Here is a 14,792-nt window from a genome sequence, read left to right on the forward strand (position 1 = left end):
TCGAAACGGGGCCGTGTCAGCCCTTCGCCTTCCTGAACCGACCGCCGTACAGAATCCGACCGTAGTAGTTGTACATCCGCCTGGCCTCGGGGTCGTCAAAGGGATAGTCCGCCCCGATCTGCCGGGCGGCGGCGAGTCCGGTCACGAAGCAGGTCTCCTGGCTGTTCACCAGGGTGTGGGCGCCGCAGTGCCAGGTCCGCCGCCTGCCCTGGATGAAGCGAAACAGGTGGATGAGCCAGGCGACGTGGCGCACGTCGTGGACGATATGCTGGAACCAGCACTTCTTGACGATTTTCTGCGCATCGATCGGACTGACCGGGTTGTAGGTCACCAGACAGGGCCTATCGGAACGGTTGGCCCACGGTTGCTGGTTGTGCATGATGTAGGTGATTTCATAGTTGTCCGGCCTGGCACCGTACTGTTCGATATGATTGCTCCGTGTTTCCAACGGTCTCACTTCGTTCTCCGGCAGGACGGAGGCGTCCGAGTGCACGACCGTGTGGTTGTGGAGTTCGCTCTCGTAGCGTATCGACGACAGCAGGTAGCGTTCCAGGAACGTGGGCCGGTCGAGCAGCATCAGGGCCTGGTTCGCATTGCACGCGAAGACCACCTCGTCGAACGTCTCCTCCACGCCGTCGGCGTCCTCGACCACGACACAGTCTGACCGGCGGTGCACTTTACGCACCGGCCGGTTTAGGTATATTCGGTCCCGGAATCCGGCTGTCAGGTTTTCATAGATCCGTCGCGTGCCCTGGTCCCACGTCTGCATGGGCGTCGCGCGTTCGATGTCGAAGAACTCCAGGTACCGTGCGAAGAGGGCCGCCGGCATGTCGAACACGTTCGTGGCCATCAGGAAATTGACGAACATGGGCTTCAGGATCTTGTATCTGAAGTCTCCGGAAAATCCGCCCAGGTTGAGCACCGTCCGCATCGTGATGTAATTGAATGGGTTGAGGGCGTTCATCAGCCTTGATCGGGAGCGGGTCAGCCGGCCGAACCGGTGCAGACGCTTCAGGACCCGTTGAAACCGGGCGATCTCGGGCTGAAGCTGTCGCCGGATGTCGGAGTCGAAGTCGTGGGCGTATACCCGGCCGTGGTATTTCACGCTGTAGTTGAACCGGGTGTCGAGCAGTTCGATGCCGAACTGCCGCATCAACAACAGGATGTGGTGGTATACCGATGGTATGAGCGCGGTGACGGATATGTCGAAGGGTATGGTGCCGCCGTCATCCTGCGGCATGTCGGCCGTAATCGCATTCCCGCCGACCTGGTCCCGGGCCTCGTACAGCCGGAAGTCAAACCGGTCCGGGTGGCGATGCAGCGCCCATGCGGCCCCGAGCCCGGATACTCCGCCGCCGATTATGGCGATTCTCTTCGGTTTTGTACCATTCTGGCCGGCTGCCATGATCCTCGCATCCTCTTCATTAGCTGCACCTGGAACCGGACGATCTGAAACCGGACGATCTGAAACCGGACGATCTGAAACCGGACGATAGGGTCCCATCCCGAACCCGTCAGTCTGCCGGTTTCCGATCCTTCGCGAAGCGGTAGTGCTCGCCCGCCCTTTCCGGGCTTACGAGTCCGTTCTGGACGTCCTCTTCCACCTTCTTCCCGTCCCGCTCGGTCGGGTCGCCCCAACCTCCGCCACCGGGCGTTTCGATCCGCAGGATCTCGTTCCGGTACAGTTCGGTATGGGTCTTGGTCGGGATCTCCTTTTCGCGCCCTTCGGTGTCGATCACGTAACAGTGGGCCCCCGTGGCGTTCCCACCGCCTTCGAGTCCCCAGGGCGTGAACTTGCGGCGGTCGGAACCCAGGGTGATGATGGTGCGTTCTCCCAGGCACTTCAGTTCCCGCATCATCCCGCAGCCGCCGCGCTGGCGTCCCGGCCCCTCGGTGTCCGGGATCAGTCCGTACCGCTCGACCCGGAGCGGATAGGTACGTTCCATGATCTCGACCGGCGCGTTCCGGGTGTTGGTTAGGTGGGTGTGCACGCCGTCCTCGCCGTCGAGGTCGGACATGGCGCCCTGCCCGCCCGCGTAGGTTTCCACGTAGTTGTAGTAATCCCCCGTACCCGGATCGATCCCGCCGATGTTGACCAGATTCATCTCCCCGCTGCAGGCCGCGCACACCCGATCGGGCGCGGCCTGGTACAGCGCGCCCATGAGCACATCCACGACCCGCTGGTCCGTCAGGATGTTTGCATTGCCGATGGCAGCGGGGTAGGTGGCCTGGAGAATGGAGCCCTCGGGCGCGTAGATGTCCAGTGGCCGGTACGCCCCTGCGCAGGCCGGCAGGTCCGGATCGATCACCGCCTTGCACACGTAGCTGATGCAGGAAGCGGCCGCCGGCAGGCGCGCGTTCAGCGGGCCCAGGACCTGGTTGCTGCACCCCGAGAAATCCGCGCGCAGTTCGTGCCCGGATATGGTCAGGGTGACCGCGATCTTCACCGGCGCATCGGTGACGCCGTCGTCGTCCAGGTAGTCTTCGAAAGTGTACTCGCCGTCGGGCAGCGACCGGATGCCCGCGCGCATCCGCCGTTCGGCGTAGTCCTGGATCTCGTCCATGTAGCGAACGACTTCATCGGGAGATTCCCGCGAAATGAGTTCGCTCACCCGCTGCTGGCCGATCTGGGCGCAGGCGAACTGCGCCATGAGGTCCCCGCGCACTTCGTACTGCGTCCGCACGTTCTGGTTGATCAGCCGGTAGATCTCTTCGTCTAGCCGTCCCTCCTTGAAAATGGGCAGGGGCGGGATCTGCAGGCCCTCCTGGTAGATCTCGGTCACCCCGAAGGGCATGCTGCCGGGCGCAAATCCGCCCATGTCCACATGATGGGCGGTGGATGCCGCCAGCGCGACCGGGCGATGCTCGTGGAAAATGGCGGATACCAGGGAAACATCCGGCAGATGACCCGGTCCCTCGGGATAGGGCAGGTTCGTGATGTAGACGTCGCCGGGCTGCATGGCCGACACGGGATAGGCTTCCAGGATAGACCGGACCACGCCGGGCATCACGCCGAGGTGCAGGGGGACGCCCGATTCCGCCTGGGCCAGGATCTCCCCGGAGGGTTGCACGATGGCCGCGGAGCAGTCGCGCCGGTCCTTGATATTGGTGGAGTAGCTGGTGCGGATCAGGGCGGCGCACATCTCTTCCGCGATGCCGGTCCACCGGTTGCGCATCAGTTCCAGGGTGATGGGGTCGGTCTTCATGCCGAGTCCAGTCCGAATATGGTGATCTGTTCCCATTCGTCGACGCATGCATTTTGCCCGGGTCCGATCAGCGTCGTGGAATCGAGTTGTTCGATTATGGCAGGACCGTCGATCCACTGCCCGGTGCACAGGCCGGTCCTGCGAAAGATCGGCGTGTCCACCCAGTCTCCTGAGAAGTAGACCGGGCGAGCAGCGAGGGGGCCGGCCCGGTCGGATACGCTCCGTTCCGCAGGCTTCCGCCGGTCATCCGAAATGGGCAATTCCGCGGAAACCCACACGTTGACGAGTTGAACGCGCTGGTCGCGCCGCGCGAATCCGTATTGACGCTCGTGCTCGAGATGGAAGGCCGATTCGAGCGAGGCCAGGTCGACGGCGCCCTCGGGCAGGTCGATGGGGATGTCGTAGCCCTGTCCGGCGTATCGCAGGCCTGCGCGCCGGTTGATGACGGGATCGCTACCCTCCGAAGAGATGGCCAGATCCTCAATCGCCTGCGCGGTCAGGTTGTCCAGCATCTCTTCAAATTCCGCAGCGCCGAGTCGATCCAGCAGTTCCACGTGGGTCTGGATCCGGTCCGTCCGCAGGTTCGAAAATACCAGGCCCTCGGCAGAGGCGACCCCGGGAGCTAGCGGTATGACCACGTCGCGGATCCCCAGTTCCCGGGCGAGCTCGACGCCGTGAAGCGGTCCCGCGCCGCCGAAGGGTACCAGGGTAAACAGGCGCGGATCATACCCGCGCTCCACGGTGAGCTTGCGGATGGCCGCCGTCATGGAGGCGTTGATTACCCTGATGATCCCTTCGGCGGCCTCCTCGACCGTGCACCCTAAATGGGCGGCGATCTTCTCCTCGATTACACTCCGCGCGGCCGCCGGGTCCAGGGTGATGGCGCCGCCCAGCAGGCTGTCCGTTGAGAGCCGGCCCAGGACCAGGTTCGCGTCCGTCACCGTGGGTTCGGTACCACCGGCCTGGTAGCAGGCGGGACCCGGCACGGCCCCCGCGGACTGCGGGCCCACCCGCAGGGCGCCGCCCGAATCGATCCACGCGATGCTCCCGCCCCCCGCGCCGATCGTGTGGATGTCCATCATGGGCGCTTTCAGGGCCAGACCGTCGATTTCCGCATTCTTCGCGAAGGCGATGGCGCCTTCGTGAATCATGGCCACGTCGAAACTCGTACCACCCATGTCGGCCGTTATCACATTGGGCCGGTCGAGCCGCCGTCCGATCTCGTCCCCGGCCACCACGCCGCCGGCCGGTCCGGACAGGATCGTATGCACGCATTGATCCGCGGCGTCCCGGGCCGAGGTGACTCCACCGTTGGATTTCATGACAAAGAGCGGCGCCTCGACGGCGGCGTCCGACAGGGTGTCGTTCACCCGGTCAAGGTAGTTCGTCATGACCGGCTGCACGTAAGCGTTCATGGCGCAGGTGCTGAACCGTTCGTATTCGCCCTCTTCGCGGCTCATATCTGAGGAAAGACAAACCGTGGCGTCCGGCAGAGCCTGCCGCAGTGCATCGCCGACTGCCTGCTCGTGGCCGGGATCGATGTGGCTGTGCAGCAACCCCACGCCGACCGCTTCGATGCCTACCTTCCTGAGCGCTTCGATCAGTTCGTTCAGCCGATCCCGGTCGACGGGCAAGGCTTCCGATCCGTCGTGCAACGTTCGTTCCGGAAGCTCATACCGCAGGGAGCGTGGTACAAGAGCCGGCGTCCGGCGAACACGCATGTTGTACAGGTGGGGCCGGTCCTGGCGCTGAATGTGGAGTACGTCCCGGAACCCTTCGGTCGTAATGAAGGCGGTGCGCGCGCCCTTTCGCTGCAGGATGGTGTTGGTGGCCACCGTAGTGCCGTGGATCAGGAACCGAATATCCCCACGTGCGTATCCGGCCTGAGCGACGAGTTCGCTGACGCCCTCCACCAGCGCCCGGCTCGGATCGGACGGCGTACTCGGCACCTTGTGGAAGACCAGACGGCCCGTGTCGGGGTCGGACAGGACGAGATCGGTAAACGTGCCGCCCGTGTCTATGGCGATGCGAACGCTCATGGCGGGTCAGACGGTGTTTTCGTCCAGCGGGAAGTCGATGCGCACGTTGCCGTGCTTCTGCGACGCGAGAAACCCCAGGATGATCTCCAGTGTACTCCGGGCCGCGCGCGGCGGGGAGACCGTCTCGCCGCCGTTTTCCATGACGTGGACGAGATCCCGGATGGCCGCTGCGGAGTAGTAATGGGTCGGCCCCTTGGGGGTGACGATCTGGACGCCGTTTCCCGTATCGAGTTCGTAGTAGTCCTCGTGGACGAACATCCATCCGTCGGTGCCGTCGAGCTGGTATCCTCCCCGGCATTCCCTGCCCTTGGAACCGTTGTAAAAAGCCCGCACGCCATTCTTGAAATGGATGAAACCGGAGCAGCCCGGTTCCAGGTCCGCGTTCCTGCCGCCGTCGCCCCGGTAGGGCCAGTAGTCCTCGTAGCCTTCGTCGAGTTCGGCGAATACCCACGCGGGTTCCGATCCCGAGAGGAAACAGGTCATGTCGATCATGTGCGTGCCGTTACGGAACAGAATAGCCCGGGGACCGCCGAAGTTGAGGACGATGCGTTGCAACGTGCCGATCGCGCCTTCGTCGAGGAGCTGCTTGACTTCCCGGTACACCGGACTCCAGCGACGGGTGTGGTTGATGTTCATGGGCACGTTCCGGCTTTCCACCGCGGCGATCATACGGTCGGCATCGGCAAGGGTGGTCGCGATCGGTTTTTCGCAGTAGATCCCCCGTACGCCTGCAGCGACCCCGTCCACGACGATGTCCGCGTGGCGGTGGTCCGAAGTCACCACACTCAGGATATCGGGTTTGCAGGCTTCCAGCATCTCCCGGTAGTCCGTGAATCCCCGCAGGCCCGGGAAAGTACCCGACCAATCCCTTAGTGTGTCCTGAAGGAGGTCTTCTTTCAGGTCGCAGACACCGACCACCTCGGTAAACGGCAGGAGGGCATAGGCCGGCACGTGGCGGTTGGGCATTTCGTGGCCCATCCCGTGGTCGCCGTCGGCCGGGGGACTTCCCGCCCCTATGCCGCTCAAGCCCACCACGCAGGCCTTGTAGGTCCGTTCGTCAGCCATGGCTGTCCTTTCTTAAGGTTGGTAAAACTCCAGGGAAGGTGCTAAGCGTCCTTCCAGCGCGCGACCTGTGCTTCATCCAGGGTGACGCCGAGTCCGGGGCCGTCGGGTACCTTCGCGGTGACCGGCCCGAGTTCCAGCGGCGACTCGATCATATCGCCTTCGTGGTACAACGGTCCCAGCAGATCTCCGGGATAGGTTTCGCTGTCTATGGCCTCCACGCTGGCCGCCACGTGGAGCATGGCCGCCGTGCCGATCCCCAGTTCGAGATTGCTGCCCATGTGACAACGCAGTCCCGCCGCCCGGGCCACGTGCGAGATGCCCAGCGTCTGGCCTATGCCACCGTTCTTCCCCGGATAGACGCTGATGATGTCCGCGGACCGCCTGAGTACCGTCTGCATGGCGTCGTGTACGGTGAATACGCTCTCGTCGGCCATGATGGGAATAGTCGTTCCCGTGCGGATCAGGGCCGCTTCATCGTCGAACTGCGGCGCCGAGGGCTGCTCGGCGAACAGGATGTCCAACGGCTCCAGGAGACGAAGCATGCGGCGGGCCACCGCTGGCGGCCACCCGCAGTTCGCATCGATGCTCATCCGGATGCCGGGACCGGCCAGGGTGCGGATTGCGCGGACGCGTTCGAGGTCCTCGCCGGGGTTCAGTCCGACCTTGACCTTGAGACATTGCACGCCCCACTGCAGGAACTTCTCCGCCAGCGCAACGGAAGTCGGCACATCGAAGGCTCCGACCACCATCTTCATGGGAATCTCCTGCCGGATCCTGCCGCCCAGCAGCTGGTAGAGCGGTACACCCGCGCGCTTCCCCGCCAGGTCCCACAACGCCATCTCCACGGCCGCCTTCGTAAAGGGGTTCAGCTTGATGACCTCGTCCATGACCCCGCATAGCCGGTTCACGTCCGCCGGGTCCTCGCCCTTGAGCGCGGGAGCCACCAGGTCCCGGACCGCTGCGGCGCACGATGCGGACGTTTCCCCGCTCCAGCGCGGCGCGACCGTGGCCTCTCCCAGTCCGGTCAGCCCCTCGTCCGTGTGGACCCGGAGGATGACATAGGGAGAGACGATGTGTTCGCCATGGGCGGTTTTCGTGGTCATGCCCTGCTTGAGGGGCACTTCGATGGGAAGGGCTTCGATGCGGGTGATCTTCATGCTCCGCTCCGTTTTCGGTTGATCTCCTCCGCTGCGCTTACCGGAGCCAGTCGTCCCGGTGTTCGGCGACGAAGTGGTCGTCGTTGAGATGAGGATAGGCTTCGTATACCCGGCTGATTTCCTCGTACTGGCCGGGCGACAGCGTCTCATCGGGATTGAGGCACCAGGTGCCCTCGAGCAGGCCCTGTCTGCGCAGTACCTCGTGAATCCCGGGAATGCACCCGGCAAAACCGTGGGCCGGATCGAAGAAAGCGGCGTTGCAGTCCGTGACCTCGATCGCGCGGGTCAGCAGGTGTTGGGGTACGGCTTCGCCGGACGCGGAGGCGTCATGGCATTCCCGCAGCAACGCGACTGCGCCCCGGGTCCAGACGGCCCAGTGTCCCAACAGCCCGCCCTTGAACCGTACGGACCGCCGCGCGTCTCCGCACCGGAACGTGTGTTCGGTAAGGAGGTCCATCACGATGTTGTCGTCGTTACCGGTGTAAAGCGTGATTTCCTCCTGCCTTCCGGACTCCGCAAGGGCCCGCAGCACGTCGAGCGTGTGGTACCGGTTGAACGCCGCGATCTTGATGGCCACCACCCCTTCCAGTTCGACGAACCGCCGCCAGAAACGGTAGGGAAGCACCAGGCCGCCGACCGCGGGCTGCAGGTAGAATCCCATGACGGGGATGACGCTGGCCACGGCGCGGCAGTGCGCGATGAGTTCATCCTCCGAGGCGCCGCCCATGGCGGTCAGGCTGAGCAGGCCGGCATGGTATCCGAGCGACCGCGCCGCTTCCGCCTCGCCGGTCGCCTGGGTTGTCTGTCCGCAGATACCCGCGATCCGGATGAAATCCGCCGCCGCCTCCTGGTCCAAGACCTCCGCGGCCAGGCCGAGTACCGGTTCGTAGAGACCGTGGGCGGGGTCCCGGATCTCGAACTGGGTCGTGTGGACGCCTACGGCGAGTCCACCGGCCCCGGCCGCGATGTAGTAACGCGTGAGGGCCCGCTGGCGCCGTTCATCCAGTTGCCGGTCCGCCGTTACGGCCAGCGGATGGGCCGGGATGACCACGCCTCGCCGCATGGCCGATTGGACCGATGGGGGCATTGCTTCCTGCATTGTTACTCTCCAGCGTTGGTATCCTTCGGTCAGAAACGCCCGCTGCGCGACTCATACCCGGTCGGTTTGTCCAGGCTTCGGCCACCGATGCGGATCCAATGGGCGACCCAGTCCGCGATCCTTTCCGGCGGGACCTCCGGCTCACCCAGCCGGTCAAACAGCCTGCGGGCGTTGCCAAGCAGCGCCGTATCGCTTTCACGGCCTGTAAAATCCGGTTCTATTCCCATCCGGCGTCCGAGCACTTCGGACATCGACCGGACGGAGAGGACGTCCGGCCCCGTCAGGTTCAGGATCGTGGCGGGACTGCTGCACAGGGGGAACAGACGGGCCAGGTACCGGTTGGCATCTCCCTGCCAGATCTGGTTCACATGGCCCATGTCCAGGTCGATCGGCACGCCGTCGTGGATCTTTCTGCCGAGGTCGTGGATGATGCCGTACCGCAGCTCCGTGGCGTAGAACAGCCGGGCGATCAGCAGGGGCGTTCCCTGTTCCTGGCACAGGTGTTCCGCGATGCGTTCCCCGCCCAGACGCGACTGGGCGTATTCACCCACCGGTCCGATTTCACCGTCCTCGTCCGCGCCGCCCTCCGCGACCGGGGTATAGGCGTACACGTTGCCCGAACTCACGTAGATGACGCGGGATCCGGCGTACCTGCGCATGATCCGGCCCGGCAGCCAGGCGTTCATCGCCCAGGTCATCGGCGTGTTGCCCGTGGCGCCGAACTTGAATCCCGCGAGAAAGAGGACATTCGGCGCATCCGGCAAACGGGCCAGGTCCTTTTCGTCGAGCAGGTCCGCCCGAACGATTTCGACGCCGGCTTTTTCCAAGTAAGCACCTACCCTTGCGTCGCTGAACCGGGAGACGCCGATCACGCGCTTCGCGCCGGCCCGTACGAGGAGTTCCGCCAGGGTCGGCCCCATCTTCCCGCCGGCGCCCAGGATCACCACGTCGCCTTCCAGTTCCGATACGGCTTCGACGACGGCCGTCGAAGGGGCCGTCATCCGGTCGATCAGCATCTCCTCGCTCGTGATCAGATCAGGCATAGGCCGCTCCGCCGGGTGGCGCCGTAAAGTAAGCGGCTGGCGCGAAGTACTTGAACATGCCGAAACCCGACTCCCGGTCCGGTTCCGACCAGACCAGGTCGGTCTCGCAGTAGGACACGGAACCATGTCCCGGCGGCGTCAGTTCGGGATGGGAGAAAAAATCGGTCCGCGGCCAGATGCTTCGGTGGCGGAAGCATACACCCCGGAGCAGGCTGTTTCTGATAAAATTCCGCATGTGGGAGAACGTCCGCTGGTATTTCGATCCGCTGCCCCATTCGATATAGGGGCCCAGTCCGTCGTCCAGCCCCTGGATCTCGGGAATGGAGAGAGGCACTCCGCCCCGAAACAGGATCGCGTCGATGTTCGGGTCCACCATCACCCATTTCCGGTAATCGTCGAACCAGACTTCGGCCACGAAATGGCCTTCATAGCTATTCGGCGTTCCCATCAGCGCCGAGCAGCGCGCAGGGATGCCCAGCGCCTGACAGGCACTGGCGAAGGTCACCGCATAGTGGACGCACATGGTGATGGAACTTTCGCCGTTATGGCCTTGCCGGTTTTCGCCCCATGCGAGTATGGTCTCCGCGTCCCACGGCGCGTATGCCGTCCCGCGGCGGGATCCCGAATGCTCCCAGCTTGTCGAAATCCACGCGGAAAGCGCCCGCACCCGGGTCAGTAGTTCGCTGCCGTTCGCGATACGGCGGGGAATCCGTTCACGCATCGACAGCGCTCTGGGGTGGCCTGCGGATTCCCAGACCATGTCCGGCGGCGGGTCGTCCCGGCCTTCCTCCAGCCGCACGCGCACGCAGTAGTTTCCACTAATTGCATTCAGGTAGCCCATACGGTGCGAACGCCAGGTTGTGCCGCCGTCGTCGGTCAGCGCGCTGTTCGACGGGGCGGCGCCCGCCTCCAGCGCGAGCGACCATCCCGTCATCGCGGCGTCATCGGCCCACAGCTCCACCGTGTTGTCCCCGTCGCGTAGGTCGCCGGACTTGACGGTACGTTCGTACCATCTGTAGTGGAGATCCTCCCCGGCCCGGATCGTTTCCTGGCCGATCCCGTTGACGGACCAGTGCAGTGGATTGTCGCCGACCCGGTGGGGCCGGGCCAGCAGGTACAGGGTTGCGTCGGATCCGGTGGCCGGCAGATTCAGGATGACGCGGACGCGCCGGAACCGCGTGAGTTCCTCGCACAGCGAAGGGATGACACGGCCGGATTCGTTGTGGTAGAGTCTGCTCATTGACTATCCAAGTAACAGCCTGCGGTATGTTGCGTCAAGATCGGACGGACGTTATATTGCGGCTTGTAATCAGCATACCCGGCGCAAAGCCTTACTTCAGCCCGAATAGAGATCGTGGCCTCAGGAATTTCCTTCAGGAATCCCCCTATGAAGCGGGCAGTGATACTCGGTCGCAACCAGGGCGGCGTCGTGGAGGCCGACGTACCGAAGCCACGGGAAAACTGGGTACTGATCAAGATTCACGCGGCTCCGCTCTGCAACGAATTCAAGGGATTCGCGGCGGGCCGCAAGGAAGACTACCTGGGCCACGAAGCGTCCGGCGAAGTGGTCGAGGTTGTGCAACCCTGCCGGGTCGAGGAAGGAGACCGGGTAGTGGTCATGCCCGGGTATCCCTGCGGCAGTTGCGCGCTGTGCCGGTCCGGGGACTACATCCACTGCGAAAACAACGTGGACTTCGAGGCATTCACCGGATCGGCCGAAGGCAGGGCGACCGTCGCGCAGTACATGCTCAAACCGGACTGGCTGTTGACGCCCATTCCCGATGGCATGTCCTATGAGCACGGGGCCATGGCCTGCTGTGGACTGGGGCCGACCTACGGTGCCTTCGACCGCCTTCAGGTCCGGGGAGGCGACACCGTGTTGATCACCGGCATGGGGCCGGTGGGTCTGGGAGGGGTGATCGGCGCATCCCATATTGGCGCCGAGGTCATCGCCGTGGAATCCCATCCCTACCGCAAGGCGAAGGCCATGGAACTAGGCGCCGCGCACGTCATCGATCCAGGAAACGAGGACGCGCTGGAACGGATATGCGACTTGACCGGCGGGATCGGCGTGGACCGGGCCGTGGACTGCTCGGGGTCTCCGGCGGCCCATAGGCTCTGCATCAATGCGCTCCGCAGGAGGGGAAGCCTCGCCTTCGTCGGCGAGAGCGGGGCGGACACACGGCTGGTCGTGAGTCCCGACATGTTACGCAAGGGCATCGATCTCAAGGGCTCCTGGCATTACAACATGAAGGGCGCCCTCGACATCATGGGCATCATCGCGAAAAGCCGGGAGAAACTGGACCGCTTCATCACCCATCGGTATCCCATAGATGAAATCCAGCGTGCATGGGAAACGCAGGTATCGGGCGAATGTGCGAAAGTCGTCATCCAACCCTGGGAATCAGCATGATCAAATGCGCGATCATCGGCGTCGGCGGCGGACGGGCCCGTGGGCTGGCCGAGGCTTATGGACACGTAACCCGGGGCCGGCTGGCCGCCGTTTCGACCCGCCGCCGGGACAAGCTCGACGTCTTTGGAACGGCCTTCGGCGTGTCCGCGAGGTACACGGACTACCGCGAGATGTTCGAACGGGAGAAACCTGACCTGGTCCACGTGAACACGCCGCCCTCGGCACGCCTGGAGATCTTCGAAGCGGCCGAGTCGGCGGGCGTTCCGGCCGTGCTGGTCGAAAAGCCCCTGGCCATTCAGGGAGAGGACTTTCTTGCGATCCAGGCTTTCGCACGGACAGCCCGTGTCAAGATCGCCGTCAACCACCAGTTGCACTTCCATCCGCGTCGCGGCCGGCTGCAACAGCAGGTGCGCGATGGCGCGATCGGGAACCTGCGCTTCATCGAGGCCAGCGCGGGCATGAACCCGGCCTACCAGGGGACGCACGCGCTGCAGGCCATCAGCGCTTTCAATCCCGGTGCGGCGCCGGTCGCCGTCTTCGGGCAGGTCTCGGGCGCGGACGGGCTGGTTGAAACCCCCAGACACCACTACGCGCCGGACGCGTGCACCGGGATCATCGACTACGACAACGGCGTGAGCGCTTTGCTGCGCTGCGGCGCCGTCGCCCCCCGCGTCATCCCGGGCGGTTCCGCTAACGTCCACAAGCGGATCGCCGTGTACGGGGACCGGGGCTTCGTGCACTGGAACATGCACGGCTGGGAGTCCAGGATCGACGATGTCTATGAGTGCGGGGAACACGTCTATGCCGAGGAAGACATCCTGGGCCAGGCGGCGATGACCGAGGCCATGATCGACTGGCTCGAAGACGATTCGGTCCTTCACCCGCTGAACATCGACTCGGCGCTGAGCGACTTCGGCGTTTTACTGGGGATTTACGAAAGCGCGCTGAACCGGACGGTCGTTTCGCTGCCCTTTACACCGTCGCCGGACCTGGTGGGTAAATTGCGCGCCACGTTGGGCTAGCCGGCCGAACCGTCGTTCACCTGCATGTACATGAAGGGCGGGATGGTCAGGGCCACCACGTCGTTTCCGCCGGTGACCTCACGGGCCTGTCCCAGGGCGTGTTCCAGGTCGGGCGCCCAGGAGACCCCCAGCCTTTTGGCCGCGAAATCGGTCTTGGGTCCGGCCAGGATCACCCGGGACAGGTATTTCAACGGATAGGTCGCCCAGTACCACACCGTGAAGGGGTGGAATCCGTGGTGGCCGAAGCGGTTCCGGTAGCAGTCGACCAGGTGGGGATCCCGGGCGAACTGCTCCTGGAACCCCGACTGCATCTCGAAAGGGTCCTGGGTCTCGGGTAGCACCTCGTTCCAGAACTTCTCGTAGGCGACATGGTACTCGGGATGGAAGAACTCGAAGACCGGGTTCAGGATGATGACTACGCCGCCCGGCTTGACGAAGGGCTTGTTGTAGAACCAGTTGAAGACGTAACCGAGCACGTCGCTCAACACCAGCACCGGGTTGATCCGCGTACCGACGGAATAGGGACTCAGGTCGGGCAGGCCGAAGACCAGCGTATCGTGCTGATGGTCGGTGGTCACCAGCAGCTGGTCCTTCAGGGTCTGCAGGGTCGGTTCGTGCACGGCGTCTATGGAACCCGCGTTGATTTCAACGGGCAGGTAAGCGCTTTGGATGCCCTTGAAAACCCGGAAGCGCACCGATTCGGGAAGCATGCTCATGGACGCGGGCGTCGTGGCCTTCAGGATCTTCTCGAACAGGTTGCATCGCTCCGCCGGTTTGCTTAAGTAGCGCATCATGGGGGGATAGGACGCGTTGTTCATGGCCGCCTCGAGGACCATGATGCGGGTGTGCTTCAGGATGACGCGGCTGATGCGCTCGATGGAGCCGTGCATGTCGGAACCCTCGGGCTGCATGACATGGGGTTTCTCCGCGGTCATCTGCGGCGCGTGGTGCGGCGCGATGCTGTTGTAGGTGCCCAGTCCGACGGCCACGGACTTGTGTCCGCCGTTCAGGGGGATCTGGATGGAGTCCACGTAGATCACCAGGTCGCTCTCGATGACCTTGCGGCTGGTCTCCACCGGCTCGTCGTGGTCGGTGGTGCCCAGCACGACGATGTCGTCCGGGTCTTCGGCGTCGAAATTGACCAGCTGGCTGGGGTGGAAGGCTTTCATGATCCGCTTGCCCAGCATGGCGGCCATTTCGTGGGTTTTCATCTTGCGATGCAGCGCGACCGCGCACATGAGCTCGATATTCTCCTGCTTTACCCCGTAACGGTAGAGCATTTCCAGCAGGGTCTCGATGGCGAGCTGGCGGATGTCGGGCGGCGCGGTAGCCGGAAAGGGCTGGCAGTTGTCGTCGAAAGCGATCAGGATCCGGCTGTTCGCGTCGACGAGTTCCTCGAGGGGCGGCATGTCCAGGGGGGATTCGAATGCCGCCCTGACCCGGTCCGGAATGTCCTTGTTCGGAATGCCCGGCAGCGGCGGCGGCGGAAAGAAAACCGACCCCTCGTCGGGCAGTTCGGCGTGTATGATGTTGTTTCCGGAATAGGTAAGGTATTTCATCGCGCACTCCGCGTTTCGGGAATATTCTGTAGTCCGCAGGGGATCAGGAAGGACAGTCCTGCGGCCTTCCGCCCGGCCTGATAGCGGGTCGGTTTAAGGTCGGGTTCATTCATTATAGACGCGTATATTCGTGGTATCAACCGATTAATCGCGCGTTCGATTCGAACGCATAGGCCGTGACCCGTACCG

11 protein-coding genes are annotated in these 14,792 nt (G+C 63.9%); 2 read left to right on the forward strand and 9 right to left on the reverse strand.

Translation table 11 applies throughout. The features are described 5' to 3' along the window. Positions 1-16 precede the first annotated feature (16 nt). The 8 genes from F4X08_06405 to F4X08_06440 are packed head-to-tail and all read right to left on the reverse strand — an operon-like array spanning position 17 to position 10,849. Positions 17-1,504, reverse strand: coding sequence for an NAD(P)-binding protein (locus tag F4X08_06405; protein ID MYD25425.1), 1,488 nt, complete (start codon positions 1,502-1,504; stop codon positions 17-19). A gap of 10 nt (positions 1,505-1,514) precedes the next feature. Then, positions 1,515-3,254, reverse strand: a complete 1,740-nt coding sequence (locus F4X08_06410; GenBank protein MYD25426.1) for a hydantoinase B/oxoprolinase family protein — start codon at positions 3,252-3,254, stop codon at positions 1,515-1,517. Then, positions 3,203-5,245 carry a hydantoinase/oxoprolinase family protein gene (locus tag F4X08_06415; GenBank protein ID MYD25427.1) on the reverse strand — a complete coding sequence of 681 codons (2,043 nt, stop codon included), beginning with the start codon at positions 5,243-5,245 and terminating at the stop codon, positions 3,203-3,205. The genes F4X08_06410 and F4X08_06415 overlap by 52 nt, the downstream gene beginning before the upstream one ends. A 6-nt stretch (positions 5,246-5,251) precedes the next feature. Continuing rightward, positions 5,252-6,310: a Gfo/Idh/MocA family oxidoreductase gene (locus tag F4X08_06420; GenBank protein ID MYD25428.1), complete on the reverse strand. Its 1,059-nt coding sequence runs from the start codon at positions 6,308-6,310 to the stop codon at positions 5,252-5,254. 41 nt (positions 6,311-6,351) lie between these two features. Beyond that, on the reverse strand, positions 6,352-7,467 hold the full coding sequence (locus F4X08_06425; GenBank protein MYD25429.1) for a mandelate racemase/muconate lactonizing protein: 1,116 nt from the start codon (positions 7,465-7,467) through the stop codon (positions 6,352-6,354). A gap of 37 nt (positions 7,468-7,504) precedes the next feature. Beyond that, a complete protein-coding gene (locus F4X08_06430) occupies positions 7,505-8,566 on the reverse strand; it encodes a dihydrodipicolinate synthase family protein (protein ID MYD25430.1) in 1,062 nt (353 codons plus the stop codon). A gap of 29 nt (positions 8,567-8,595) precedes the next feature. Beyond that, on the reverse strand, positions 8,596-9,609 hold the full coding sequence (locus F4X08_06435) for an NAD-dependent epimerase/dehydratase family protein (protein MYD25431.1): 1,014 nt from the start codon (positions 9,607-9,609) through the stop codon (positions 8,596-8,598). Further along, positions 9,602-10,849 (reverse strand): transglutaminase domain-containing protein, encoded by a 1,248-nt coding sequence (locus F4X08_06440; GenBank protein MYD25432.1) that lies wholly within the window; start codon positions 10,847-10,849, stop codon positions 9,602-9,604. Before F4X08_06440 ends, F4X08_06435 begins: the two co-directional genes overlap by 8 nt. Before the next feature lie 147 nt (positions 10,850-10,996). On the opposite strand from F4X08_06440, the gene F4X08_06445 reads away from it, so the two are divergent. Both F4X08_06445 and F4X08_06450 read left to right on the forward strand, forming a co-directional pair. Further along, complete coding sequence (locus F4X08_06445) at positions 10,997-12,022, forward strand: zinc-binding dehydrogenase (protein MYD25433.1); 1,026 nt, start codon at positions 10,997-10,999, stop codon at positions 12,020-12,022. After that, a complete protein-coding gene (locus F4X08_06450; protein ID MYD25434.1) occupies positions 11,959-13,044 on the forward strand; it encodes a Gfo/Idh/MocA family oxidoreductase in 1,086 nt (361 codons plus the stop codon). The genes F4X08_06445 and F4X08_06450 overlap by 64 nt, the downstream gene beginning before the upstream one ends. On the opposite strand, the gene F4X08_06455 is transcribed toward F4X08_06450, so the two are convergent. Then, a complete protein-coding gene (locus tag F4X08_06455) occupies positions 13,041-14,603 on the reverse strand; it encodes a DUF2088 domain-containing protein (GenBank protein MYD25435.1) in 1,563 nt (520 codons plus the stop codon). The two genes, F4X08_06450 and F4X08_06455, sit on opposite strands and share 4 nt — an antisense overlap. Between the last annotated feature and the right edge of the window lie 189 nt (positions 14,604-14,792).

It is taken from the genome of Gemmatimonadota bacterium (assembly GCA_009841265.1).
GTDB lineage: Bacteria > JAAXHH01 > JAAXHH01 > JAAXHH01 > JAAXHH01 > JAAXHH01.

Bases quoted from the DNA above. Each gene is read 5' to 3' on its own strand.
- F4X08_06420 (MYD25428.1), bottom strand. From the start codon at position 6,310: ATGGCTGACGAACGGACCTACAAGGCCTGCGTGGTGGGCTTGAGCGGC.
- F4X08_06415 (MYD25427.1), bottom strand. From the start codon at position 5,245: ATGAGCGTTCGCATCGCCATAGACACGGGCGGCACGTTTACCGATCTC.
- F4X08_06455 (MYD25435.1), bottom strand. From the start codon at position 14,603: ATGAAATACCTTACCTATTCCGGAAACAACATCATACACGCCGAACTG.
- F4X08_06440 (MYD25432.1), bottom strand. From the start codon at position 10,849: ATGAGCAGACTCTACCACAACGAATCCGGCCGTGTCATCCCTTCGCTG.
- F4X08_06410 (MYD25426.1), bottom strand. From the start codon at position 3,254: ATGCGTCGACGAATGGGAACAGATCACCATATTCGGACTGGACTCGGC.
- F4X08_06445 (MYD25433.1), top strand. From the start codon at position 10,997: ATGAAGCGGGCAGTGATACTCGGTCGCAACCAGGGCGGCGTCGTGGAG.
- F4X08_06435 (MYD25431.1), bottom strand. From the start codon at position 9,609: ATGCCTGATCTGATCACGAGCGAGGAGATGCTGATCGACCGGATGACG.
- F4X08_06450 (MYD25434.1), top strand. From the start codon at position 11,959: ATGGGAAACGCAGGTATCGGGCGAATGTGCGAAAGTCGTCATCCAACC.
- F4X08_06430 (MYD25430.1), bottom strand. From the start codon at position 8,566: ATGCAGGAAGCAATGCCCCCATCGGTCCAATCGGCCATGCGGCGAGGC.
- F4X08_06425 (MYD25429.1), bottom strand. From the start codon at position 7,467: ATGAAGATCACCCGCATCGAAGCCCTTCCCATCGAAGTGCCCCTCAAG.
- F4X08_06405 (MYD25425.1), bottom strand. From the start codon at position 1,504: ATGGGACCCTATCGTCCGGTTTCAGATCGTCCGGTTTCAGATCGTCCG.